Genomic DNA, 21,402 nt, shown 5'->3' on the forward strand with positions numbered 1-21,402 from the left:
TAAACAAATTGTTTTTTAAATACACTGGTATATTTCTGCTATTTTTTATTTCTGCATGCGCACAAGAGCAGGCAAAAAATGTATCTTTAAAAGGTTCATGGAAGGTTAAATTAGATTCAACCAACATTGGTGTTCAAAATAATTGGCCTTCTCAGGTTTTAGAAGGAGCGTCTATTCAGTTACCAGGTACTTTAGATGATGCTGGAATAGGTGCTCCAAATACTTTAACACCAGCCATCAATAACTACGTGATGTCTAACTTAACTAGAAAACATCAATATATTGGTAAGGCTTGGTATCAAAAAGAAATTACCATTCCTGTTTCATGGAAAAAAAATAAGATTGAACTACTTTTAGAACGTATTATTTGGGAGTCATCTGTTTATGTTGATGGTGCTTTGGTTGGATCCGCAAATAGTTTAATAGGAAGCCACGTTTTTGATTTAACTAACTTTCTTTCTTCTGGTACACATTTGTTAACCATATGTATAGACAATACTAATAAATTTCCCTTCATTAATGTGGCGGGTAATAAATATCCAGATCCTGTAAATCAAGACATGGCTCATGCCTATACCAATCACACACAAATTAAATGGAATGGTATTTTGGGTGATATTTTATTAAAAACATCAAATAAAAATGCACCCACAAATCTTCAAGTTTATCCAAATGTGAAGGAAAATAAATTAAAAATTACTTTTAATCAGCCTAAACCTACTGAAGATGTTTTTACTTGTGTTATAAAATCAACAGAAGGACAAATAGTTTTTCATGACAAGATTCACAAATCAACAGCTGTTGATAACACTATTAGTTTTGATATTAAAAAACCTGAAGGCCTTGAGTTTTGGGATGAGTTCCATCCAAATTTATATGAGGTAGAGATTGGTTCAACATCAGGAATTGTAACAGCTAAATTTGGATACAAAGAAGTTTTAAATCAAAATGGCAACCTTACTTTAAACGGAAGACGAATTTTTCTTAGAGGAAATTTAGAATGTGTTATTTTTCCTTTAACAGGTCATCCACCCATGAAAAAAGAAGGTTGGTTAACTTTAATGAATCAAGCAAAAAGTTATGGTTTAAATCATTTACGTTTTCACTCATGGTGTCCTCCAAAAGCAGTGTTTGAAGCTGCTGATGAAATAGGATTATATTGCCAGGTTGAACTACCACAGTGGAGTTTAAAAGTGGGAAAAGACCTAAATACAACCGATTTTTTAATTGCTGAAGCAAATAAAATCATCAAAGATTATGGGAATCATCCTTCGTTTCTTTTTATGACAATGGGGAATGAATTAGAGGGAGATAGGAATTTGTTGAACACAATGGTTAAAAATTTAAAAGAGAAAGATAATCGTCATATGTATGCAACAACGTCTTTTTCTTTTCAAAAACCTATGGGAGTAGTTCCAGAACATGAAGATGAGTTTTTTATTACCCAATGGACAGATAAAGGTTGGGTTCGTGGACAAGGAATTTTTAATAGTCAGTCTCCAAATTTTGATAAAGATTATTCAGTAAATAGTAAACATCTGAAAATTCCATTAATATCTCATGAAATTGGACAGTATTCTGTTTATCCAGATATGACTGAAATTTCAAAATATACAGGAGTTTTAGAGCCTAAAAACTTTGTAGCTGTAAAACAAGATTTAGAAAAAAAGGGATTGATTAATTTGGCTCCTAAATTTACGTATAATTCGGGAAAACTGGCAGCTTTATTATATAAGGAAGAAATAGAAAGGGCTTTAAAAACCCCTAGTTTTGATGGTTTTCAATTGCTGCAATTACAAGATTTTCCTGGGCAAGGAACCGCTTTAGTTGGTTTATTAAATGCTTTTTGGGAATCAAAAGGAATTATTTCGGCTGAAGAATTTTGTCAGTTTAATAGCGAGTTGGTTACGTTGATTAGATTTGAAAAAGCAGTATATCAAAAAGGAGAGCTATTTAAAGCAACTGTTGAGGTTGCTAACTTTTTTGAAGACAAAAAAGATCAGATTTTAGATTGGAAAATTACTGATGATTCAGGAGTTGAATTAAAAAAAGGAGCTTTTAAAAATGTTGATTTAACTATAGGGAATAATTTAAACATAGGAACAATTGAATATTCTATTACCACTGATAAAGCAAGAAGATTGAATGTTTCAGTAAGTTTAAGAGGAACAAAGTATAAAAATAATTGGCATGTTTGGGAGTATCCGAAAGAAGTAAAAACGATTGATAAAAAAATCATCATCACTTCATCTTTTGAAATTGCGATGAAAGCGTTAAGCAAAGGAAAAACTGTGTTGTTAAATCCGGATTACAAAAGCTTGAAAGGAATTGAAGGACGTTTTGTTCCTGTGTTTTGGAGTCCAGTTCATTTTCCTAATCAACCAGCAACCATGGGAATTATGTTAGATGATAATCACCCAGCTTTTAATCATTTTCCAACAAGTACACATACAGATTGGCAATGGTGGGATTTGTGTTTAAAATCTAAATCGATGATTACAGATTCATTACAAGTTACACCGATAGTAAGTGTGATAGATAATTTTGTAACCAATCATCATTTGGCAAATGTGTTTGAAGCTAAGGTTGGAAAGGGAAAACTAATCTTTTCATCAATAGATTTAACCTCTAATTTAAATGACAGACCAGTAGCTAGACAATTAAGATTTAGTTTGATTCAGTACATGAAAAGCAAAGATTTTAATCCTACAAAAACAATTACAAATCAAGATTTAAATAATCTGGAAATTAATGTAAAAGGGAAACAATTTTCTGATAAAGACATTTACAATTAATATATCATTCACAATTTATAAAAGCCTGTTACAAAAACTGTAACAGGCTTTTGTTTTATATGTAGCGCTTTGTTAAAAAAGAAGTATTTTTGTACTTATCAAAATTTTAAAAAAATATGTCAGACGATAAGAAAGTAATTTTTTCCATGTCTGGATTGAGTAAAACATACCAATCAACAGGAAAACAAGTATTAAAAAATATTCATTTAAGCTTTTTTTATGGAGCTAAAATAGGAATCTTAGGTTTAAACGGTTCGGGTAAATCTACTTTGATGAAGATAATTGCTGGAACTGAAAAAAATTATCAAGGAGATATTACCTTTTTACCAGGTTACTCGGTTGGGTACTTAGAGCAAGAACCTAAATTAGATGATGATAAAACGGTGATGGATATTGTTAAAGAGGGAGCTGCAGAAACAGTTGCTATTTTAGAAGAATACAATAAAATCAACGACATGTTTGGTTTAGAGGAAGTGTATTCTGATGCAGATAAAATGGATCAGTTAATGGCTCGTCAAGCAGAATTACAAGATCAAATAGATGCTTCTAATGCTTGGGAATTAGATACTAAGTTAGAAATTGCCATGGATGCTTTACGTACTCCAGAAGGGGATACGCCAATTAAAAATCTATCAGGAGGGGAAAGAAGAAGAGTTGCTTTGTGTAGATTGTTATTACAAGAACCAGACGTGTTGTTATTAGATGAACCTACCAACCACTTAGATGCTGAATCTGTACACTGGTTAGAGCATCACTTAGCACAATACAAAGGAACTGTGATTGCTATTACGCATGATAGATATTTCTTAGACAATGTTGCTGGATGGATTTTAGAGTTAGATAGAGGTGAAGGAATTCCTTGGAAAGGAAATTATTCATCATGGTTAGAGCAAAAAGGACAGCGTTTGGCAAAAGAAGAAAAAACAGCCTCAAAACGTCAAAAAACATTAGAGCGCGAGTTAGAATGGGTCCGTCAAGGAGCAAAAGGTCGTCAAGCAAAATCGAAAGCTCGTTTAAAGAATTACGATAAGTTGATGAACCAAGATCAAAAGCAAGTTGAAGAGAAATTAGAAATATATATTCCTAATGGACCTCGTTTAGGAACTAATGTAATTGAAGCCAAAGGTGTTGCAAAAGCATTTGGAGATAAATTATTATATGATAACTTAGAGTTTAACTTACCTCAAAATGGAATTGTTGGAATTATTGGGCCTAATGGAGCGGGTAAATCAACTATTTTTAGAATGATAATGGGAGAAGAAACTCCTGATGGAGGGGAGTTTATAGTAGGTGACACAGCTAAAATTGCTTATGTAGATCAAACTCACTCAAATATTGATCCTGAAAAATCTATCTGGGAAAACTTTTCTGAAGGTCAAGAATTAATCATGATGGGAGGAAAGATGGTAAACTCTAGGGCTTACTTATCTCGATTTAACTTTTCAGGGTCAGAACAAAATAAAAAAGTATCAACCTTATCAGGAGGAGAACGTAACCGTTTGCATTTAGCTATGACTTTGCGTGAAGAAGGAAACGTATTGTTGTTAGATGAGCCTACTAACGATTTAGATGTAAACACATTAAGAGCATTGGAAGAAGGTTTAGATAACTTTGCAGGTTGTGCGGTGGTTATTTCTCACGATAGATGGTTTTTAGATAGGATTTGTACCCATATTTTAGCATTTGAAGGAGATAGTCAGGTTTATTTCTTTGAAGGGTCGTTTTCGGAATATGAAGAAAACAAAATTAAAAGATTAGGAGGAGATAATATACCTAAGAGAATTAAATACAAAAAGTTAATTAGGTAGTAGATAAATAAAAAAGACGTTACCATAGCAAGTAACGTCTTTTTTTCTAAACAACTATTTCCTTTTTCAACGATAAAACTCTCTTGTATAAGTTCTTAATATTCTTATTAACACTCTAAAGTTAATAAACATGAGTGTATTTCAAAACACTCAAATTGAGTGTTTTGAAATACACTCAAATACTTTTTAAAATAAAATAAAAGGCAATATTAAAAAATAATGCCTTTTTCTTTTCCTTTTTCATGAAAATTAACCTAAAGTAAAATTTTCAACTTTTTTCATTACAAAAATACGACAGATATGTGTTTTATGAAACACTCAATCTGAGTGTTTATTTAAAAAAATAAAAAAGCCTGTTACTTTTATAGTAGCAGGCTCTTTTAAACAGTTTTATTAAAAGTATTTAAAATAACTGTTGAGATTTACAGTATTGTATAATTTCTCCAGTAGATTTTAAACCTGTTTTTTTGATGATTTTTCTTCGATGGCCATCAACAGTATGAGGACTAATAAACAATTTTTCTCCTATTTCTTTACTTGTATGATTTAATGCTAATAATCTTAAAACGTCCTTTTCTCTGTTAGATAAACCATCTGTTAATAAGTTTTGGCTGTAATTTTTGTAAAACAACGTTTCATACTCATCATTATCATTTAGCTTTTTGATAGAGGCTATAATTGGAAGTTCAACGTTTTCTGAAGTAATAGTGTTGTGACTGATTCCTACAATTGGCTTTCCAGTTTCGTCAAATGCTATCGGAGTTTGATGTTTGTGAAGGTTTACATATACTCCTTTAGCGTTTTTAATTCTTAGATTCCAAGTATATGAAAGTTTTTTTCTGTCTTCAACAGGAATTTCAGCCATGGTAAACGCCATCAATTCATTTAAGATATTTAACCAAATCTCTAAGTCTTTAGGATGATGATGTTCAAACCAATAAGGGACTCCTTCACTCATCATTTTATCAATACTAAGACCTAAAGTTTTTTCAAAGTTTTTACTGATAAATTCGTAAGTGTTATTAATGGTATTTGTAAGGATAAAAAACGACTGAGTAGGTAATAAAAAGGCATCTAAATCTTTAAGTTTTTTAATATGGATATCTACAACTCCTTTGTTATAGTCTTTAATCGTATTAAATACTTCTTGATAGATATCTATGTACTGTTGATCACTCAATGTTTATAAAATTTTTGCGTTTGGGTATTTTTCTTTAATTATCAAATAAATACGCTCAGCCTCAATCTTTGTACTGTAAGCTTTTGTAATAACTTTCCAATCAGGACTTACATAAGTTAGCTTAATTTTGATGTCTTTGAATTCTTCTTCAAATGTATTATAAGTGATCAGAGCTTGCTCTTCATTACCGTTATAAAGTAGAACACTATAGCCGTTTTTACTGGTTTTGTTATAGTTGCGTTTTTTTTCTATAAAATAATCTAAAGAACTTTTATGATCTTGAGAATATATTAACGTTGTAGTGAACATGCTTATTGTTAAACTAAAAAGAATAATTATTTTATTATGCATGAATAATTTGTTTTAATATCAAACAAATATAATAAAAGTAATCTTAAAAAAACCTTATTTAGAATATCTATAAATTAACTTTTAGACGCTATATCTGTTCTCCAATTGGATGCATAATATTACTTTTGCCTAACGTGAAATTTAAGTGATTTTTATCATGTCTTATAAATTCACGTTTAGAATATATTTAAAACTTATTATACAACTGTATGAAAATTGTGAAATTACACAGAAAATTATCTAGTGTTTTAAAGTTAAGTCTAGCGCTTTTCTTCTCTTTTTCCTTAAGTTTATCTGCACAAGATAAGCCGTCAGATGAGCAAGTAAAAGCAGGAAAAGCATTGTTTAACATGCATTGTGCCTCTTGTCACAAGTTAGACAAAAAATCAACAGGTCCAGCATTAGGAAATGTAGCTGAACGCCGAGATATGGATTGGCTTAAAGCATGGATTAAAAACAACAACGAATTAAGGGCTTCTGGAGATGCTGATGCAAAAGCAATTTATGAAGAATTTGGTGGGGTTGCTATGAGTGTTTTTGAGTTTTTATCTGATGAGCAGATAGAAGACATTATTGCTTATACAACTGTTGGTGATGTTAAAAAAGCAGGAGCAGCTACAGCGGTTCAAGCGGTAGAGGCAGAATCAACTCCTAGTCAAGTATTACCTATGATTGCTACTATAGTTGTAACGTTGGTTTTATTAGCTTTAATAGGATGGGTTTTCTTAAAAAGTAACAATGGGTTCTTAAAGATTTTTGCTACAATTATACTAGTTTTCTTAGGAGTTTATTTTGGTTTTACAGCTTTAATGTCTGTAGGTGTAGATGAAGGTTATCAGCCAGTTCAGCCAATTGCATTCTCTCACAAAATACATGCAGGAGATAACAAGATTGACTGTCAGTACTGTCACTCATCAGCAAAACATTCTAAAACATCGGGAATTCCTTCAGTTAATGTTTGTATGAACTGTCATAAGAATATTTCTGAGGTTGCTGAAGATACTAAAATCGAAACCAAAGGAAAAGCTTACTTAGATAAGGAGATTCAAAAAGTATATGAGGCTGCTGGATGGGATTCAGAAAACTTAAAGTATACTGGAGAAACAAAACCAGTAAAATGGGTTCGTATTCATAATTTACCAGACTTTGCTTATTTCAATCACTCACAACACGTTACTGTTGCAGGGGTAAAGTGTCAAAAATGTCATGGTCCAGTTGAAGAAATGGATGAATTATATCAATATGCTCCATTAACAATGGGTTGGTGTATTGAATGTCACAAAGAAACTGAAGTGAACATTGCGGGTAACGGATACTACAAAAAAATACACGAACAATTATCTCAAAAATATGGAGTGGATAAAGTTACTATCGCTCAATTAGGAGGTAAAGAGTGTGGTAAGTGTCACTACTAAGAGTACAAGAATTTTAAGCTAAGTCACAGTTAGCATCAATTATAGATAAAACAAAATTAACCATGGCATCAAACAAAAAATACTGGAAAAGTGTTGAGGAGCTAAATGAAAATAGTTCTATTGTTGCTTCGCTTGAACAAAACGAATTCAATGAAGGACAATCTCCTGAATCGTTTTTAGGTGATAAAGAAACTTTAGAAACGTCTAGTACAACAAGACGTGATTTCTTAAAATATGTTGGGTTTACAACAGCAGCAGCTTCTTTAGCAGCTTGTGAAGGTCCGGTAATCAAATCGATTCCTTACGTTGTAAAACCAGAGGAGGTAACTCCAGGTATCGCAAATTATTATGCATCTACTATTGCAGATGGATTTGACTTTGCGAACGTATTGGTGAAAACAAAAGAAGGACGTCCAGTTTTTATTTTACCAAACAAAGAGGCTAAAGGAACTACAAATGCTCGTGTAAATGCATCTGTATTGTCTTTATATGATAGCTTAAGATTAAGAGGTCCTAAAATAAAAGGAAATACAGCTTCTTGGTCTGATGTAAATTCAAAAATTACAGCACAATTAGAGCAACTTTCTAGTGCAGGAGAAAAAATTGTTTTCTTAACAGGAACCATGGCAAGTCCATCTACGGATGCTCTTATTGCTGATTTCTCGAAAAAATATAACAATGTATCTCACGTAGTTTACGATGCTGTTTCAGAATCTGCTGCATTAGATGCTTTTGAAGAAGCTTATGGAGAAAGAGCTTTACCTAATTATAATTTATCTGACGCTAAAACAATTGTATCTATTGGTGCAGACTTTTTAGGTGATTGGCAAGGTGGTGGTTTCGAAGCTGCTTATGCTGCAGGTAGAGATGTAAAAGCAGGGAAGTTTTCTCGTCACATTCAATTTGAGGCTAATTACTCTTTAACAGGAGCAAATGCTGATAAGCGAGTGGTGTTAAAACCATCAGAACAAGCTTTTGCTTTGATCAACTTATATAATGCTATTACTGGTCAAAATTTACCATCTAAGAAAACTCCTGGGGATGCTGCTATCAAACAGGCTGCTGCTCAATTGAAAAAGGCAGGAAGTAAAGCTGTAGTAGTTACTGGAATTCAAGATAAAAATGCTCAATTAATAGCTTTAGCAATCAACAACTACTTAAACTCAGAAATTTTAGATACTACAAACGTAAAGTATGTACGTGGAGGAAATGATGTTGAAGTAGCAGGATTGATTAAAGAATTAAAAGCTGGTAAAGTCGGGGCTTTAATTACTTACAACACTAACCCAGTATATACTTTAGCAAATGCTGCAGATTTTAAAGCAGGATTGGCTAAAACAAAATTAACAGTTGGATTCTCTTCTAAAGAAGATGAAACGTTAAGCGAGATGCAATATGCATTAGCAACTCCAAGTTATTTAGAAGCTTGGGGAGATGTTAAAATTACTGCAAATCAATACAGTTTAACGCAGCCAACTATCAAACCTTTATTTGATACTAAGCAGTTTCAAGATTGTTTGTTAGCATGGACAGGAAGTAATACTTCTTACTATGACTATTTAACTTCTTTTGCTAAATCAACTATTTTAAATGGAGGTTCTTGGAACAAAGCTTTACATGATGGATTTGCTTCAGTAAATGTATCTCCATTAACAGGAAGCTCAATTGATGTTGTTTCTGCTGCAAAAGCTTTAAAAGGAAATACCAAAACAGGTGAGTTTGAATTAACATTATATTCTTCAGTTGCATTAGGAGATGGTCAACAGGCAAATAACCCATGGTTACAAGAGTTGCCAGATCCATTAACAAGAGCATCTTGGGATAACTATTTGTTAATCTCTCAAGCTGATGCAAATACATTAGGATTTAGTAATCCTGTTCAAGACAATGGAGCTATTAATGGACAGTATGCTACTATTACTGTTAATGGAGCTACTATTGAAAATGTACCAGTTTTAATTCAACCAGGTCAAGCCCAAGGAACTTTAGCGTTATCATACGGTTATGGTAAAACCAAAGCAATGAAAAAAGAAATGCTTGTAGGGGTAAATGCCTATACAGTTGCTTTTGGAGGTACTCAAATTGCTTCGATAACTAACGCTGGTGGTGAACATTTATTTGCTTGTGAGCAATTACAACACACCATTGCTGGTCGTCATGATATTTTGAAAGAAACTAGTTTACATGAATATACTCACGGTAAAGTAGAAGAGTGGAATGCTAGACCAGAAGTTTCTTTAAAACATCAGGAAGTTGATGTAACTAAAGTTGATTTATGGGAAGATCAAGATCGTTCTATAGGACATCACTTTAACTTATCTATTGACTTAACTTCTTGTACAGGTTGTGGAGCCTGTGTAATTGCATGTCACTCAGAAAACAACGTTCCTGTTGTTGGAAAACACGAAGTTCGTGTAGGTAGAGATATGCACTGGTTACGTATTGATAGATACTATACGTCAGAAGGAGATGCTACTTTAGAAACTAAAAAATCTAATACAGCTCCAACTACTCACGATAATGCTGGATTCTACGAATCTTTAGAAACTGTAGAATCACAAAACCCACAAGTTGCTTTCCAGCCTATTATGTGTCAGCACTGTAATCATGCACCTTGTGAAACTGTTTGTCCTGTGGCTGCAACTTCTCATGGTCGTCAAGGTCAAAACCAAATGGCATACAACAGATGTGTTGGTACTCGTTACTGTGCTAACAACTGTCCTTATAGAGTTCGTCGTTTTAACTGGTTTAAATACAATAATAATGATGAGTTTGATTTCAATATGAATGATGACTATGGTAAAATGGTATTAAACCCAGATGTTACTGTACGTTCTCGTGGAGTTATGGAAAAATGTTCAATGTGTATTCAAATGACTCAAAAAACTATTCTTGATGCTAAAAAAGAGGGTAGACCAATTGATGTAAACGAATTCACTACTGCTTGTTCTAGTGCTTGTGCTACAGGTTCTATCAAGTTTGGAGATATCAATAACCCAGAAGATGAAGTAACTGCTTTACGTAAAGATAAGCGTGCATATAGATTGTTAGAGTTCATTGGAACTGACAACAATGTTGTTTATCAAACTAAAATCAGAAACACAAACGAAGCTTAAAAAGGAATAACTAAAATTTAAAATTGATTATATGTCGTCTCATTACGAAGCACCCATCAGAGAACCTTTAGTTTTAGGGGAAAAGAGTTACCACGATATCACAATGGATATCGTAAAACCAATAGAGGGTAAGGCAAATAAAAATTGGTATATCGCATTTGGAATTGCATTAACTGCCTTTTTATGGGGAGTTGGATGTATTCTTTATACCATCGGAACAGGAATTGGAGTTTGGGGGTTAAACAAGAACATTGGATGGGCTTGGGATATTACCAACTTTGTATGGTGGGTAGGTATCGGTCACGCTGGTACATTAATCTCAGCAGTATTATTGTTATTTCGTCAAAAATGGAGAATGGCAATTAACCGTTCTGCAGAAGCAATGACAATCTTTGCTGTTTTCCAAGCAGGTTTGTTTCCATTAATTCACATGGGACGTCCTTGGAATGGTTATTGGGTATTACCTATTCCAAACCAGTTTGGATCGTTATGGGTAAACTTTAACTCACCATTATTATGGGACGTATTTGCAATTTCAACGTATTTATCAGTATCATTAGTGTTTTGGTGGACTGGTTTATTACCTGACTTTGCAATGATTAGAGATAGAGCCGTAAAACCTTTTCAAAAGAAGATATATGCTTTGTTATCTTTTGGATGGTCTGGTAGAGCAAAAGACTGGCAACGTTTTGAAGAAGTTTCTTTAGTATTAGCTGGTTTGGCAACTCCATTAGTACTTTCTGTACATACTATTGTATCTATGGACTTTGCTACTTCTATCAACCCAGGTTGGCACTCAACAATTTTCCCTCCTTATTTCGTTGCTGGAGCAATCTTCTCAGGATTTGCGATGGTACAAACGTTATTAGGAATTATGAGAAAAGTATCAAATTTAGAAAACTATATCACTCGTTTACATGTTGAATACATGAACATAGTAATTATTGTTACTGGTGGTATTGTAGCAGTTGCGTATGCTTCTGAATTCTTTATTGCCTGGTATACGGGATCTCCATATGAAAACTATACTTATATGTCTGTAGGTGCCGCAACAGGACCTTATGGATGGGCATTCTGGTCATTAATCTTATTCAACATTGCAATTCCTCAATTATTGTGGATAACAAAAGTTAGAAGAAGTTTTATTTGGTCTTTCATCATCTCTATTGCCATTAACATAGGAATGTGGTTTGAGCGTTTTGATATTATTGCAATTGTATTGAGTAAAGGTCATTTACCATCTACATGGACACGTTTTGAACCTACATTTGTCGATGTTGGAGTATTTGTTGGAACAATTGGATTCTTCTTTGTATTGTTCTTATTATATGCTAGAACTTTCCCTGTAATTGCTCAGGCAGAAGTAAAAACAATTATGAAATCTTCAGGAGAACATTATAAACAATTAAGAGACGGAAAAAATGAGCACTAATAAAGTTATACACGCATTATATAATGATGATGATGTTTTAATGGATGCCGTTAAAACAGTAAAAGAAGCTAATCATCATATTGAAGAAGTTTTTACACCGTTTCCAGTTCACGGTTTAGATAAATTATTAGGATTGCCACATACGCGCTTAGCGATTTGTGCTTTTATATACGGATTATGTGGTTTGTCTTTTGCAATTTGGATGACGAATTACATGATGATTGAAGATTGGCCACAAGACATTGGAGGTAAACCAAATTTTGCTTGGGTTTATAATATGCCTGCTTTTGTACCAATTATGTTTGAATTAACTGTGTTTTTTGCAGCTCACTTAATGGTAATTACTTTTTACATGAGAAGTAGATTATGGCCTTTTAAAGAAGCAGAAAACCCAGATCCAAGAACTACAGATGATATTTTCTTAATGGAAATTCCTGTAGAAGATAATGAAGAAGAATTAACAGCTTTGTTAAATACAACTAACGCTGTTGAGATTAAAGTAATTGAAAAGCATTAAGAACTCATGAGTAGATTATTTAAAATAACAACAGTTATAGCAATAGTAACATTGGTCTTTACTTCATGCGATAAAACCAAACGTAACTTACAATACATGCCAGATATGTATCAGTCAGTTTCAGGTGAACCATATGAAGAAAGCGATGTATTTACAAACGGAATCGAAGCACAACAACCTGTTGTAGGATCAATTTCAAGAGGACACATTCCTTATGAATATCCTGATACAAATGAAGGTTATGAAGATGCTAAGATGAATTTAAAATCTCCTTTAACAGCGGAAGACTTTGATAGCAATAAAGAAGCTCAATTGTTTGAAATTTATTGTGCAGTATGTCATGGTAAAAAAGGTGATGGACAAGGTGAGTTAGTTAAAAGAGAAAAGTTTTTAGGAATTCCAAATTACAAGGATAGAGATATTACTGAAGGAAGTATTTACCATGTAATTATGCACGGTAAAAACATGATGGGTTCTCACGCCTCTCAATTAACTGAGAAAGAACGTTGGTTAATTACTAAACACGTTCAGGAATTAAGAAACAACTTGTTAAAATAATTACCAAAACACTTAGATAAATTATGTATCAATTTTCAAGTAAATTAAAAATAGGAGCTATTGCCTTAATGGTAATTGGTTTAATAGGTATCATCATCAGTTTTGCATCTGCTCCAAGTACAGAAGCAGAGGCTGCTGAAATATTAGCTCACCAAGAAGCTGCACATGGTGCTCATGGTGAAGCTCACGGAACAAAAACAATTGCTCATGAAGAAACTCATGAACATACTGATAAAGAAGCACATTACGTAGATACTACTCATGAAGAACATCCAGATCATCATGCAGAAGAAGGACATGATAGTAGCCATTTAGAACATGTTTTTCATCAATTACAAAATAGACCATGGGCTGCATTTTATGTTGCTTTATTCTTTTTCACTTTTGTAACAGTTGTAGTATTTGCTTTTCTAAATATTCAAAGAGTTGCTCAAGCAGGATGGTCAATAGTTTTGTTTAGAGTAATGGAAGGGATTTCAGGATTTTTACCATATGTATCGGCTATTTTCTTAGTGTTTTTAGTTGTAACGGCTTTCCACGGAAATCATTTATTTGTTTGGATGGCTGAGGGTACTGTTGATCCATCATCACCAAATTTCGATCCAATTATCGCTAACAAATCAGGATGGTTAAACGTACCAAGATGGTTGATTTGTAGTATTATTTATTTAGTAGGATGGAATATTTTCCGTTTCTTAAACAGAAAATATTCTTTATTACAAGACAATGCTTCTGATTTAGTAAATTATCATAAAAACTATAAAATTGGAGTTGCTTTTTTAGCGTTCTTTATTTTTACCGAATCTATGTCTGTATGGGATTGGATTATGGGATTAGATCCACACTGGTTCTCTACTTTGTTTGGTTGGTATGTGTTTGCTACGGGTGTAGTATCAGCTTTAACAGTAATTGCAATGGTAACCGTTTACTTAAAATCTAAAGGGTATTTAGAAATTGTTAATAACAGTCATTTACATGATTTAGCAAAATTTATGTTTGGGTTTTCTATTTTTTGGACTTACTTATGGTTTGCTCAGTTCATGTTAATTTGGTATGCAGACATGCCAGAAGAGACCACTTATTTTGTACAACGTTTTGATGAATATAAATTATTATTCTTAGGAATGATTCCTTTGAACTTTATTTTACCTGTATTAATGTTGGTAAATAGTGACTTTAAACGTATTCCTCAGATAGTATTAGGAGCAGGAACTATTATCTTATTAGGACATTATATTGATGTTTTTGTGATGATTATGCCAGCAACTGTTGGAGATCAATGGGGATTCGGATGGGGAGAAATAGGTAGTGTTTTATTCTTTTTAGGATTATTTATTTATGCTGTCTTTACTTCTATTAGTAAAGCTCCATTAATTGCAAAAGGAAATCCTTTCTTACACGAAAGTGAACATTTCCATTATTAATATATATCATTACATTTGCAAAAAAATTAAAACAGAATTATGTTAGCATTATTTTATTTTTTCGTAGCCGTTGCTTTTGCCATTGGAATTTGGCAAGTTAATAGACTACTTACATACAGAGTAATCTTTAAAGAGATTAAAGACGGTAATAAGATCATTACTTTTCAGAACGATAACAATCCTATCGCAACCGAAAAAGATAATGATATACAAGGTAAATTCTTTATGATATTCTTAGTAGGTTTTTACTTACTAATGGGGTATTGTCTAATTTTCCTACATGATATTATGTTGCCAGATGCAGCATCTATTGAAGGTGAAAATTATGATAATTTATATACAATCACTTTTGTATTAATTGGAATTGTTCAGTTTTTAACACAAGCATTATTATACTTTTTTGCTTACAAATACAGAGGTATTAAAGGTAGAAAAGCAACTTTCTTTGCTGATTCTCACAAACTAGAATTAATATGGACAACAATACCTACAGTTGTATTAGCAGTTCTAATTTTGTATGGATTATCTATATGGAATGATGTTACCGACTTAGAAGGTGATGAAGCTATTTTAGTTGAAGTATATGCTAAGCAATTCTCTTGGGAAGCAAGATATGCAGGTAGAGATAATGAGTTAGGTCGTGGAAATGTTAGAAACATAGAAGGAGCTAATACTATGGGAATTGATATGACAGATGAAAATGCAGCAGATGATATTCCTGTACGTGAATTACATTTACCTGTTGGTAAAAAAGTAGTTTTTAAATTCCGTTCACAAGATGTTTTACACTCTGCATACATGCCTCACTTTAGAGCACAAATGAACTGTGTACCAGGAATGGTTACTGAGTTTGGATTTACACCAAAATATACTACTGAAGAAATGCGTCAACAAGAAGATGTTATTTTAAAAGTTGCTAGTGTAAATGAAGCTAGAGTAGCTAATGGTGAAGAGCCATATGAATTTGATTACTTATTATTATGTAACAAAATATGTGGTCCTTCTCACTACAATATGCAAATGAAAATTATTGTTGAATCTGAGAAAGATTATTTGACTTGGTTAAATCAACAAAAGACGGCTAAAGAATTATTTTAGTTATATAAACCGTTTAGAATCATCAAAAGATAAAAATTAATATGTCAGCACATCACCATAAAGAAACATTCGTAACTAAATATTTATTTAGTTTTGATCACAAAATGATTTCAAAGCAGTTTTTAGTAACTGGTATGATCATGGGAGTTATTGGAGTTTTAATGTCTTTGTTATTTAGATTACAAATTGCATGGCCAGAGCATTCATTTTCAATTATTGAAGCTTTCTTACCAGAACGTTTTCAATCTGAAGCAGGAGTTATGAAACCTGATATTTATTTAGCCTTAGTTACTATTCATGGTACAATTATGGTATTCTTTGTATTAACAGCAGGTTTAAGTGGTACTTTTTCTAACTTATTAATTCCATTGCAAATTGGAGCTCGTGATATGGCTTCAGGATTTATGAACTGTATTTCTTACTGGATGTTTTTTATATCATCAGTAATTATGGTTATTTCATTGTTTGTTCAAGCAGGACCAGCTTCGGCAGGATGGACAATTTACCCTCCTTTATCTGCATTGCCACAAGCAATTCCAGGTTCTGGAACAGGGATGACCTTATGGTTAGTTTCAATGGCTATTTTTATCGCACAGTCTTTAATTGGTTCTTTAAATTATATTGTTACAATTTTAAATTTAAGAACAAAAGGAATGACAATGACAAGATTACCATTAACAATGTGGGCTTTATTTGTTACAGCAATTATTGGAGTTGTTTCTTTCCCTGTATTGTTTTCTGCAGCGTTGTTGTTAATTTTTGATAGAAGTTTTGGAACATCTTTCTTCTTATCTGATATATTTATTGGTGGAGAAGTTTTAAATTATCAAGGAGGTTCTCCAGTATTGTTTGAACACCTATTCTGGTTCTTAGGACACCCTGAAGTATACATTGTACTATTACCTGCATTAGGATTAACTTCTGAAATTATTTCTACAAATTCACGTAAACCTATTTTTGGTTACCGTGCAATGATTGGATCTATTATGGCAATTGCCTTCCTATCAACAATTGTATGGGGGCACCATATGTTTGTATCGGGTATGAATCCATTTTTAGGATCAGTATTTACATTTACAACATTATTAATTGCAATACCTTCAGCGGTAAAGGCATTTAACTATATTACTACTTTATGGAAAGGTAACTTACAGTTTAACCCTGCAATGTTATTTTCTATCGGATTGGTATCAACTTTTATTACAGGAGGATTAACAGGAATTGTATTAGGAGATTCTGCTTTAGATATTAACGTACACGATACTTACTTTGTGGTTGCTCACTTTCACTTGGTAATGGGGGTATCTGCTATCTATGGTATGTATGCTGGTATATATCACTGGTTCCCTAAAATGTATGGTAGAATGATGAATAAAACCTTAGGTTATGTTCACTTCTGGATTACTGCAATTGCAGCATACGGTGTTTTCTTCCCAATGCATTTTATTGGTTTAGCAGGTTTACCACGTAGATATTACACAAACACTAACTTCCCATTATTTGATGATTTAGCAAATGTAAACCAAGTAATGACTGTATTTGCTTTAATTGGTGGTGCTGCACAAATTGTTTTCTTAGTAAACTTTTTCATGAGTATCTACAAAGGAAAAGTAGCTACCCAAAACCCATGGCGTTCTAATACTTTAGAGTGGACAACTCCTGTAGAGCACATTCATGGAAATTGGCCAGGAGAAATTCCTGAAGTACACCGTTGGCCATATGATTACAGCAAAGTAGATGAAAATGGAGAATACATCTTTGGAGAAGATTATATTATGCAAACAGTTCCCTTAAAAGCTGGTGAACAAGAATCATAATATTTATATCATATAAAAAAAGACCTTACTATAATAAGTAAGGTCTTTTTTTATATTTAATTATTGGTTTAACATTCTATATTATTAACTGTTAATAATTCAATAATTGCTTCTTTTATATTTAGTTGTACTAAGGAAGATGTTAAGAACTATAGAAATACTAATGAATCATCTGAACAATTTTCCGATAGCAATACTGATGAGGACTGTAGTGATATACACGACTCTAACGAATTACACGATCTATGTGATTCAGAAAGCTCAACAACTGTATATACAAAAAAGAATATTATATCATCATATACATTAGGTCCTTTAAACAACAGCAGTAGTACGATGTCTTATTATAACGACTATTTTAACCATACATATGGTGCAAATTATCTTTTAAATTATAATGATGATGGAGGAACTGGAATGGATGGATATCCTAACATTATTGTAGGAGGTGTTAAAATAGGTAAAAATTGGTACTCTGGTGATAAATCTAAAGTAGGAATGTCTGTAAAAATGAAAGACATAAGTTCAACAATGTCCATCGAGTGGATTAACAGTGAGTCAAATGCTACAGATGAAAATGATAAATGGATGGCTTCTATAAATTTTATCTTTGATAATAATGGTACAGAAAATTCAATTCCTGATTCTTCATTAAGAGATTATGATTTGGTGATAGAGTCTTTTAGCTATAATTTTGATAATTCTACGAATGATATTAGTACATCTTCAAATGGAGTTATTTATTTTTTTGCAAGAGATGACAATAAACAAATAAAGCCATATACCATAACTTATCAAAATAAGACTTATACCTATGCTGTTAGATATAAATTTTTTAATACAGGGGGGATAAGGACGATAAAATTCATGTTAAATTTATCCCTTATGGAAAAAATGGAATAGTTCCAGTTTTAAAAGTCAATGTAAAAGATATTATAGCAGCAAGTAAAAATTACGTGCAGTTTGCTAACATTCCTGAAAGTAAAAAACACTTAATAGACAAACTAGCTCCTGATGATTGTTGGTTAAAGTCAATTAATGCAGGATACGAAGTTTATGCAGGAAAATCAAACTTAAAAATTGATAAGTTTAAAATCATTCCTTAGATTTTCATTTTTTATTAAAAGTACCAAAAGTTTCATTGTCTCTTCTTACTAATTCCATATTTTCGTATTATAATAATTAAAACAAGATAATATGATATCAGCAAATGAATATTTTGATGGAAATGTTAAATCATTAGGGTACGAATCAGCAACAGGGAAGTCTACTTTAGGAGTTATGGAAGCTGGAACTTACGAGTTCGCAACAAGTTTACATGAAACGATGAATGTCGTAGAAGGGGAGATGACGGTTTTGTTACCAGGATCTTCAGATTGGGTTACCTATAAAGCAGGTGAAGCATATGAAATAGAAGCGAATCAAAAGTTTCAAGTTAAAGTATCAGGTCAAACTTCTTATTTATGTCAATATAAATAATTGAATTTATTTACAATATTAGAAAAGGCTTTACTATAAATGATTAGTAAAGCCTTTTTTATTTTCACTATCACAATGCCAAAATTCGAATTATTTTGGGATGAATACGAAGATTACATTCGCCAGGCTGTGATTTAAAATAAAAAAGGAGACTAATATAGTAGATCTCTTTTTTGTTTTATGGAGGATTATATGTGTTTTTTATGTGTTTGCTTCCGAGACTTCGGGAGGTTGTGCTTGTTGTTACCGGCTTTTTCTAGGTTGTAGCTAAGAGTTCAGAGATGAATTTATTTAGGGTTTTTCTAAAGGGTCTATCCCTAAGAGCAAGTCTTTCTATTATATATTAGTTTCCAAAACTAGAAATACAGACTATTTTTAAAAATAATTCCAGGTTTAAAGTTCGATAAATAAGGCTGTTAGACTGAGTTATAAAAAAAACGAAAAAAAAGGTTAAAATATATTAGGAAATAATGTTTTAAGTAGCGTATCTTTGCACCCGCAACGGCGAGCAGGTAACTGCTTTAAGGAGCGAAAAAGTTCAGATACATTAGGGGTTTTATTGGTGATTAAGTTTACTGTTTAATGCAAAAAAAGATTTGAAAAATATTTTAAATTTTATTTGTTTTAAGAAAAATAAAGTTCTTATATTTGCAACCGCTTAGCGAAGTAGCTAGGTTGTTGACTCTTAACTGAGTTACTGAATACAAAACACGCGATGCGTGAAGTTCATTGAGAATATTGAAATTGACAGCGTAAAATTAGAAAGTAAAATTACATGATTAGATTCATGAGATTTTTTTGAGCATCATCATAATTTAAGTTATAGCGATATAACAACAACATTAACGATGAAGAGTTTGATCCTGGCTCAGGATGAACGCTAGCGGCAGGCCTAACACATGCAAGTCGAGGGGTAACAGGGATTGCTTGCAATTTGCTGACGACCGGCGCACGGGTGCGTAACGCGTATAGAACCTACCTTAAACAGGGGGATACCCCATGGAAACGTGGAATAATATCCCATAGTGTTATAGATTCGCATGGATTTATAATTAAAGATTTATCGGTTTAAGATGGCTATGCGTCCTATTAGTTAGTTGGTAAGGTAACGGCTTACCAAGACATCGATAGGTAGGGGTCCTGAGAGGGAGATCCCCCACACTGGTACTGAGACACGGACCAGACTCCTACGGGAGGCAGCAGTGAGGAATATTGGTCAATGGGCGCAAGCCTGAACCAGCCATGCCGCGTGAAGGATGACTGCCCTATGGGTTGTAAACTTCTTTTATATGGGAAGAACTGTAGATACGTGTATTTGCTTGACGGTACCATACGAATAAGGACCGGCTAACTCCGTGCCAGCAGCCGCGGTAATACGGAGGGTCCAAGCGTTATCCGGAATCATTGGGTTTAAAGGGTTCGTAGGCGGGCTAATCAGTCAGAGGTGAAATCCAGCAGCTTAACTGTTGAACTGCCTTTGATACTGTTAGTCTTGAGTCATATGGAAGTGGATAGAATATGTAGTGTAGCGGTGAAATGCATAGATATTACATAGAATACCGATTGCGAAGGCAGTCCACTACGTATTGACTGACGCTGAGGAACGAAAGCGTGGGGAGCGAACGGGATTAGATACCCCGGTAGTCCACGCCGTAAACGATGGACACTAGTTGTTGGGTGTAAGCTCAGTGACTAAGCGAAAGTGATAAGTGTCCCACCTGGGGAGTACGGTCGCAAGATTGAAACTCAAAGGAATTGACGGGGGCCCGCACAAGCGGTGGAGCATGTGGTTTAATTCGATGATACGCGAGGAACCTTACCAGGGCTTAAATGTAGGATGCATTAGTTAGAGATAGCTATTTCTTCGGACTTCTTACAAGGTGCTGCATGGTTGTCGTCAGCTCGTGCCGTGAGGTGTCAGGTTAAGTCCTATAACGAGCGCAACCCCTATCTTTAGTTGCTAACAGGTTAAGCTGAGGACTCTAGAGAGACTGCCGGTGCAAACCGCGAGGAAGGTGGGGATGACGTCAAATCATCACGGCCCTTACGTCCTGGGCTACACACGTGCTACAATGGTAATGACAGAGGGCAGCTACTTGGCGACAAGATGCGAATCTTCAAACATTATCACAGTTCGGATTGGAGTCTGCAACTCGACTCCATGAAGCTGGAATCGCTAGTAATCGCATATCAGCCATGATGCGGTGAATACGTTCCCGGGCCTTGTACACACCGCCCGTCAAGCCATGGAAGCTGGGGGTGCCTGAAGTCGGTCACCGCAAGGAGCCGCCTAGGGTAAAACTGGTAACTAGGGCTAAGTCGTAACAAGGTAGCCGTACCGGAAGGTGCGGCTGGAACACCTCCTTTCTAGAGAAAAGAGATGAATGTTAAGATGAATCTTTTTTACTTTTT

General features: G+C 33.6%; 15 protein-coding genes and 1 rRNA gene. 14 read left to right on the forward strand and 2 right to left on the reverse strand.

Annotated features, from left to right (window positions below; all coding sequences use genetic code 11):
* Positions 1 to 8 precede the first annotated feature (8 nt).
* Entirely contained in the window at positions 9 to 2,795 is a 2,787-nt protein-coding gene (locus QVZ41_RS10345; RefSeq protein ID WP_302884504.1) for a sugar-binding domain-containing protein, read from the forward strand.
* A gap of 116 nt (positions 2,796 to 2,911) precedes the next feature.
* The gene (gene ettA / locus QVZ41_RS10350; protein WP_302884505.1) at positions 2,912 to 4,603 is read left to right on the forward strand and encodes an energy-dependent translational throttle protein EttA; all 1,692 of its coding nucleotides are present in this window, start codon (positions 2,912 to 2,914) and stop codon (positions 4,601 to 4,603) included.
* A gap of 403 nt (positions 4,604 to 5,006) precedes the next feature.
* Here the strand turns inward: ettA and QVZ41_RS10355 are convergent, their stop codons facing one another.
* Together QVZ41_RS10355 and QVZ41_RS10360 are read right to left on the reverse strand one after the other, a co-directional pair.
* Positions 5,007 to 5,783: a helix-turn-helix domain-containing protein gene (locus QVZ41_RS10355; RefSeq protein WP_302884506.1), complete on the reverse strand. Its 777-nt coding sequence runs from the start codon at positions 5,781 to 5,783 to the stop codon at positions 5,007 to 5,009.
* A gap of 3 nt (positions 5,784 to 5,786) precedes the next feature.
* Positions 5,787 to 6,134, reverse strand: coding sequence for a hypothetical protein (locus QVZ41_RS10360; RefSeq protein WP_302884507.1), 348 nt, complete (start codon positions 6,132 to 6,134; stop codon positions 5,787 to 5,789).
* A 209-nt stretch (positions 6,135 to 6,343) separates the two neighbouring features.
* On the opposite strand from QVZ41_RS10360, the gene QVZ41_RS10365 reads away from it, so the two are divergent.
* The 12 genes from QVZ41_RS10365 (at position 6,344) to QVZ41_RS10420 (ending at position 21,357) form a co-directional block, all read left to right on the forward strand.
* Entirely contained in the window at positions 6,344 to 7,549 is a 1,206-nt protein-coding gene (locus tag QVZ41_RS10365) for a c-type cytochrome (RefSeq protein WP_302884508.1), read from the forward strand.
* Between the two features lie 62 nt (positions 7,550 to 7,611).
* Complete coding sequence (locus QVZ41_RS10370) at positions 7,612 to 10,665, forward strand: TAT-variant-translocated molybdopterin oxidoreductase (RefSeq protein WP_302884509.1); 3,054 nt, start codon at positions 7,612 to 7,614, stop codon at positions 10,663 to 10,665.
* A gap of 31 nt (positions 10,666 to 10,696) precedes the next feature.
* Positions 10,697 to 12,097 (forward strand): NrfD/PsrC family molybdoenzyme membrane anchor subunit, encoded by a 1,401-nt coding sequence (gene nrfD, locus QVZ41_RS10375; RefSeq protein ID WP_302884510.1) that lies wholly within the window; start codon positions 10,697 to 10,699, stop codon positions 12,095 to 12,097.
* Positions 12,087 to 12,614 carry a DUF3341 domain-containing protein gene (locus QVZ41_RS10380; protein ID WP_302884511.1) on the forward strand — a complete coding sequence of 176 codons (528 nt, stop codon included), beginning with the start codon at positions 12,087 to 12,089 and terminating at the stop codon, positions 12,612 to 12,614. The genes nrfD and QVZ41_RS10380 overlap by 11 nt, the downstream gene beginning before the upstream one ends.
* 6 nt (positions 12,615 to 12,620) lie before the next feature.
* Positions 12,621 to 13,172 (forward strand): c-type cytochrome, encoded by a 552-nt coding sequence (locus QVZ41_RS10385; protein ID WP_302884512.1) that lies wholly within the window; start codon positions 12,621 to 12,623, stop codon positions 13,170 to 13,172.
* Between the two features lie 23 nt (positions 13,173 to 13,195).
* The gene (locus tag QVZ41_RS10390; RefSeq protein ID WP_302884513.1) at positions 13,196 to 14,596 is read left to right on the forward strand and encodes a quinol:cytochrome C oxidoreductase; all 1,401 of its coding nucleotides are present in this window, start codon (positions 13,196 to 13,198) and stop codon (positions 14,594 to 14,596) included.
* A 39-nt stretch (positions 14,597 to 14,635) separates the two neighbouring features.
* Positions 14,636 to 15,694, forward strand: coding sequence for a cytochrome c oxidase subunit II (locus QVZ41_RS10395; protein WP_302884514.1), 1,059 nt, complete (start codon positions 14,636 to 14,638; stop codon positions 15,692 to 15,694).
* Between the two features lie 41 nt (positions 15,695 to 15,735).
* The gene (locus QVZ41_RS10400; RefSeq protein WP_302884515.1) at positions 15,736 to 17,511 is read left to right on the forward strand and encodes a cytochrome c oxidase subunit I; all 1,776 of its coding nucleotides are present in this window, start codon (positions 15,736 to 15,738) and stop codon (positions 17,509 to 17,511) included.
* A gap of 336 nt (positions 17,512 to 17,847) precedes the next feature.
* Positions 17,848 to 18,414: a hypothetical protein gene (locus tag QVZ41_RS10405; protein WP_302884516.1), complete on the forward strand. Its 567-nt coding sequence runs from the start codon at positions 17,848 to 17,850 to the stop codon at positions 18,412 to 18,414.
* Positions 18,415 to 18,467: 53 nt separating this feature from the next.
* Positions 18,468 to 18,617, forward strand: a complete 150-nt coding sequence (locus tag QVZ41_RS10410) for a hypothetical protein (RefSeq protein WP_302884517.1) — start codon at positions 18,468 to 18,470, stop codon at positions 18,615 to 18,617.
* A gap of 91 nt (positions 18,618 to 18,708) precedes the next feature.
* Positions 18,709 to 18,990, forward strand: a complete 282-nt coding sequence (ppnP, locus tag QVZ41_RS10415; protein ID WP_302884518.1) for a pyrimidine/purine nucleoside phosphorylase — start codon at positions 18,709 to 18,711, stop codon at positions 18,988 to 18,990.
* A gap of 845 nt (positions 18,991 to 19,835) precedes the next feature.
* Positions 19,836 to 21,357: ribosomal RNA gene (locus QVZ41_RS10420) — 16S ribosomal RNA — on the forward strand.
* Positions 21,358 to 21,402 lie beyond the last annotated feature (45 nt).

It is taken from the genome of Wenyingzhuangia gilva (assembly GCF_030519655.1).
GTDB classification, from domain to species: Bacteria; Bacteroidota; Bacteroidia; order Flavobacteriales; family Flavobacteriaceae; genus Wenyingzhuangia; species Wenyingzhuangia gilva.

Coding starts and splice junctions, on each gene's coding strand:
- ettA (WP_302884505.1), top strand. CDS start 2,912: ATGTCAGACGATAAGAAAGTAATTTTTTCCATGTCTGGATTGAGTAAA.
- nrfD (WP_302884510.1), top strand. CDS start 10,697: ATGTCGTCTCATTACGAAGCACCCATCAGAGAACCTTTAGTTTTAGGG.
- QVZ41_RS10370 (WP_302884509.1), top strand. CDS start 7,612: ATGGCATCAAACAAAAAATACTGGAAAAGTGTTGAGGAGCTAAATGAA.
- QVZ41_RS10385 (WP_302884512.1), top strand. CDS start 12,621: ATGAGTAGATTATTTAAAATAACAACAGTTATAGCAATAGTAACATTG.
- QVZ41_RS10365 (WP_302884508.1), top strand. CDS start 6,344: ATGAAAATTGTGAAATTACACAGAAAATTATCTAGTGTTTTAAAGTTA.
- QVZ41_RS10400 (WP_302884515.1), top strand. CDS start 15,736: ATGTCAGCACATCACCATAAAGAAACATTCGTAACTAAATATTTATTT.
- QVZ41_RS10380 (WP_302884511.1), top strand. CDS start 12,087: ATGAGCACTAATAAAGTTATACACGCATTATATAATGATGATGATGTT.
- QVZ41_RS10395 (WP_302884514.1), top strand. CDS start 14,636: ATGTTAGCATTATTTTATTTTTTCGTAGCCGTTGCTTTTGCCATTGGA.
- QVZ41_RS10360 (WP_302884507.1), bottom strand. CDS start 6,134: ATGCATAATAAAATAATTATTCTTTTTAGTTTAACAATAAGCATGTTC.
- QVZ41_RS10405 (WP_302884516.1), top strand. CDS start 17,848: ATGTCTTATTATAACGACTATTTTAACCATACATATGGTGCAAATTAT.
- QVZ41_RS10390 (WP_302884513.1), top strand. CDS start 13,196: ATGTATCAATTTTCAAGTAAATTAAAAATAGGAGCTATTGCCTTAATG.
- ppnP (WP_302884518.1), top strand. CDS start 18,709: ATGATATCAGCAAATGAATATTTTGATGGAAATGTTAAATCATTAGGG.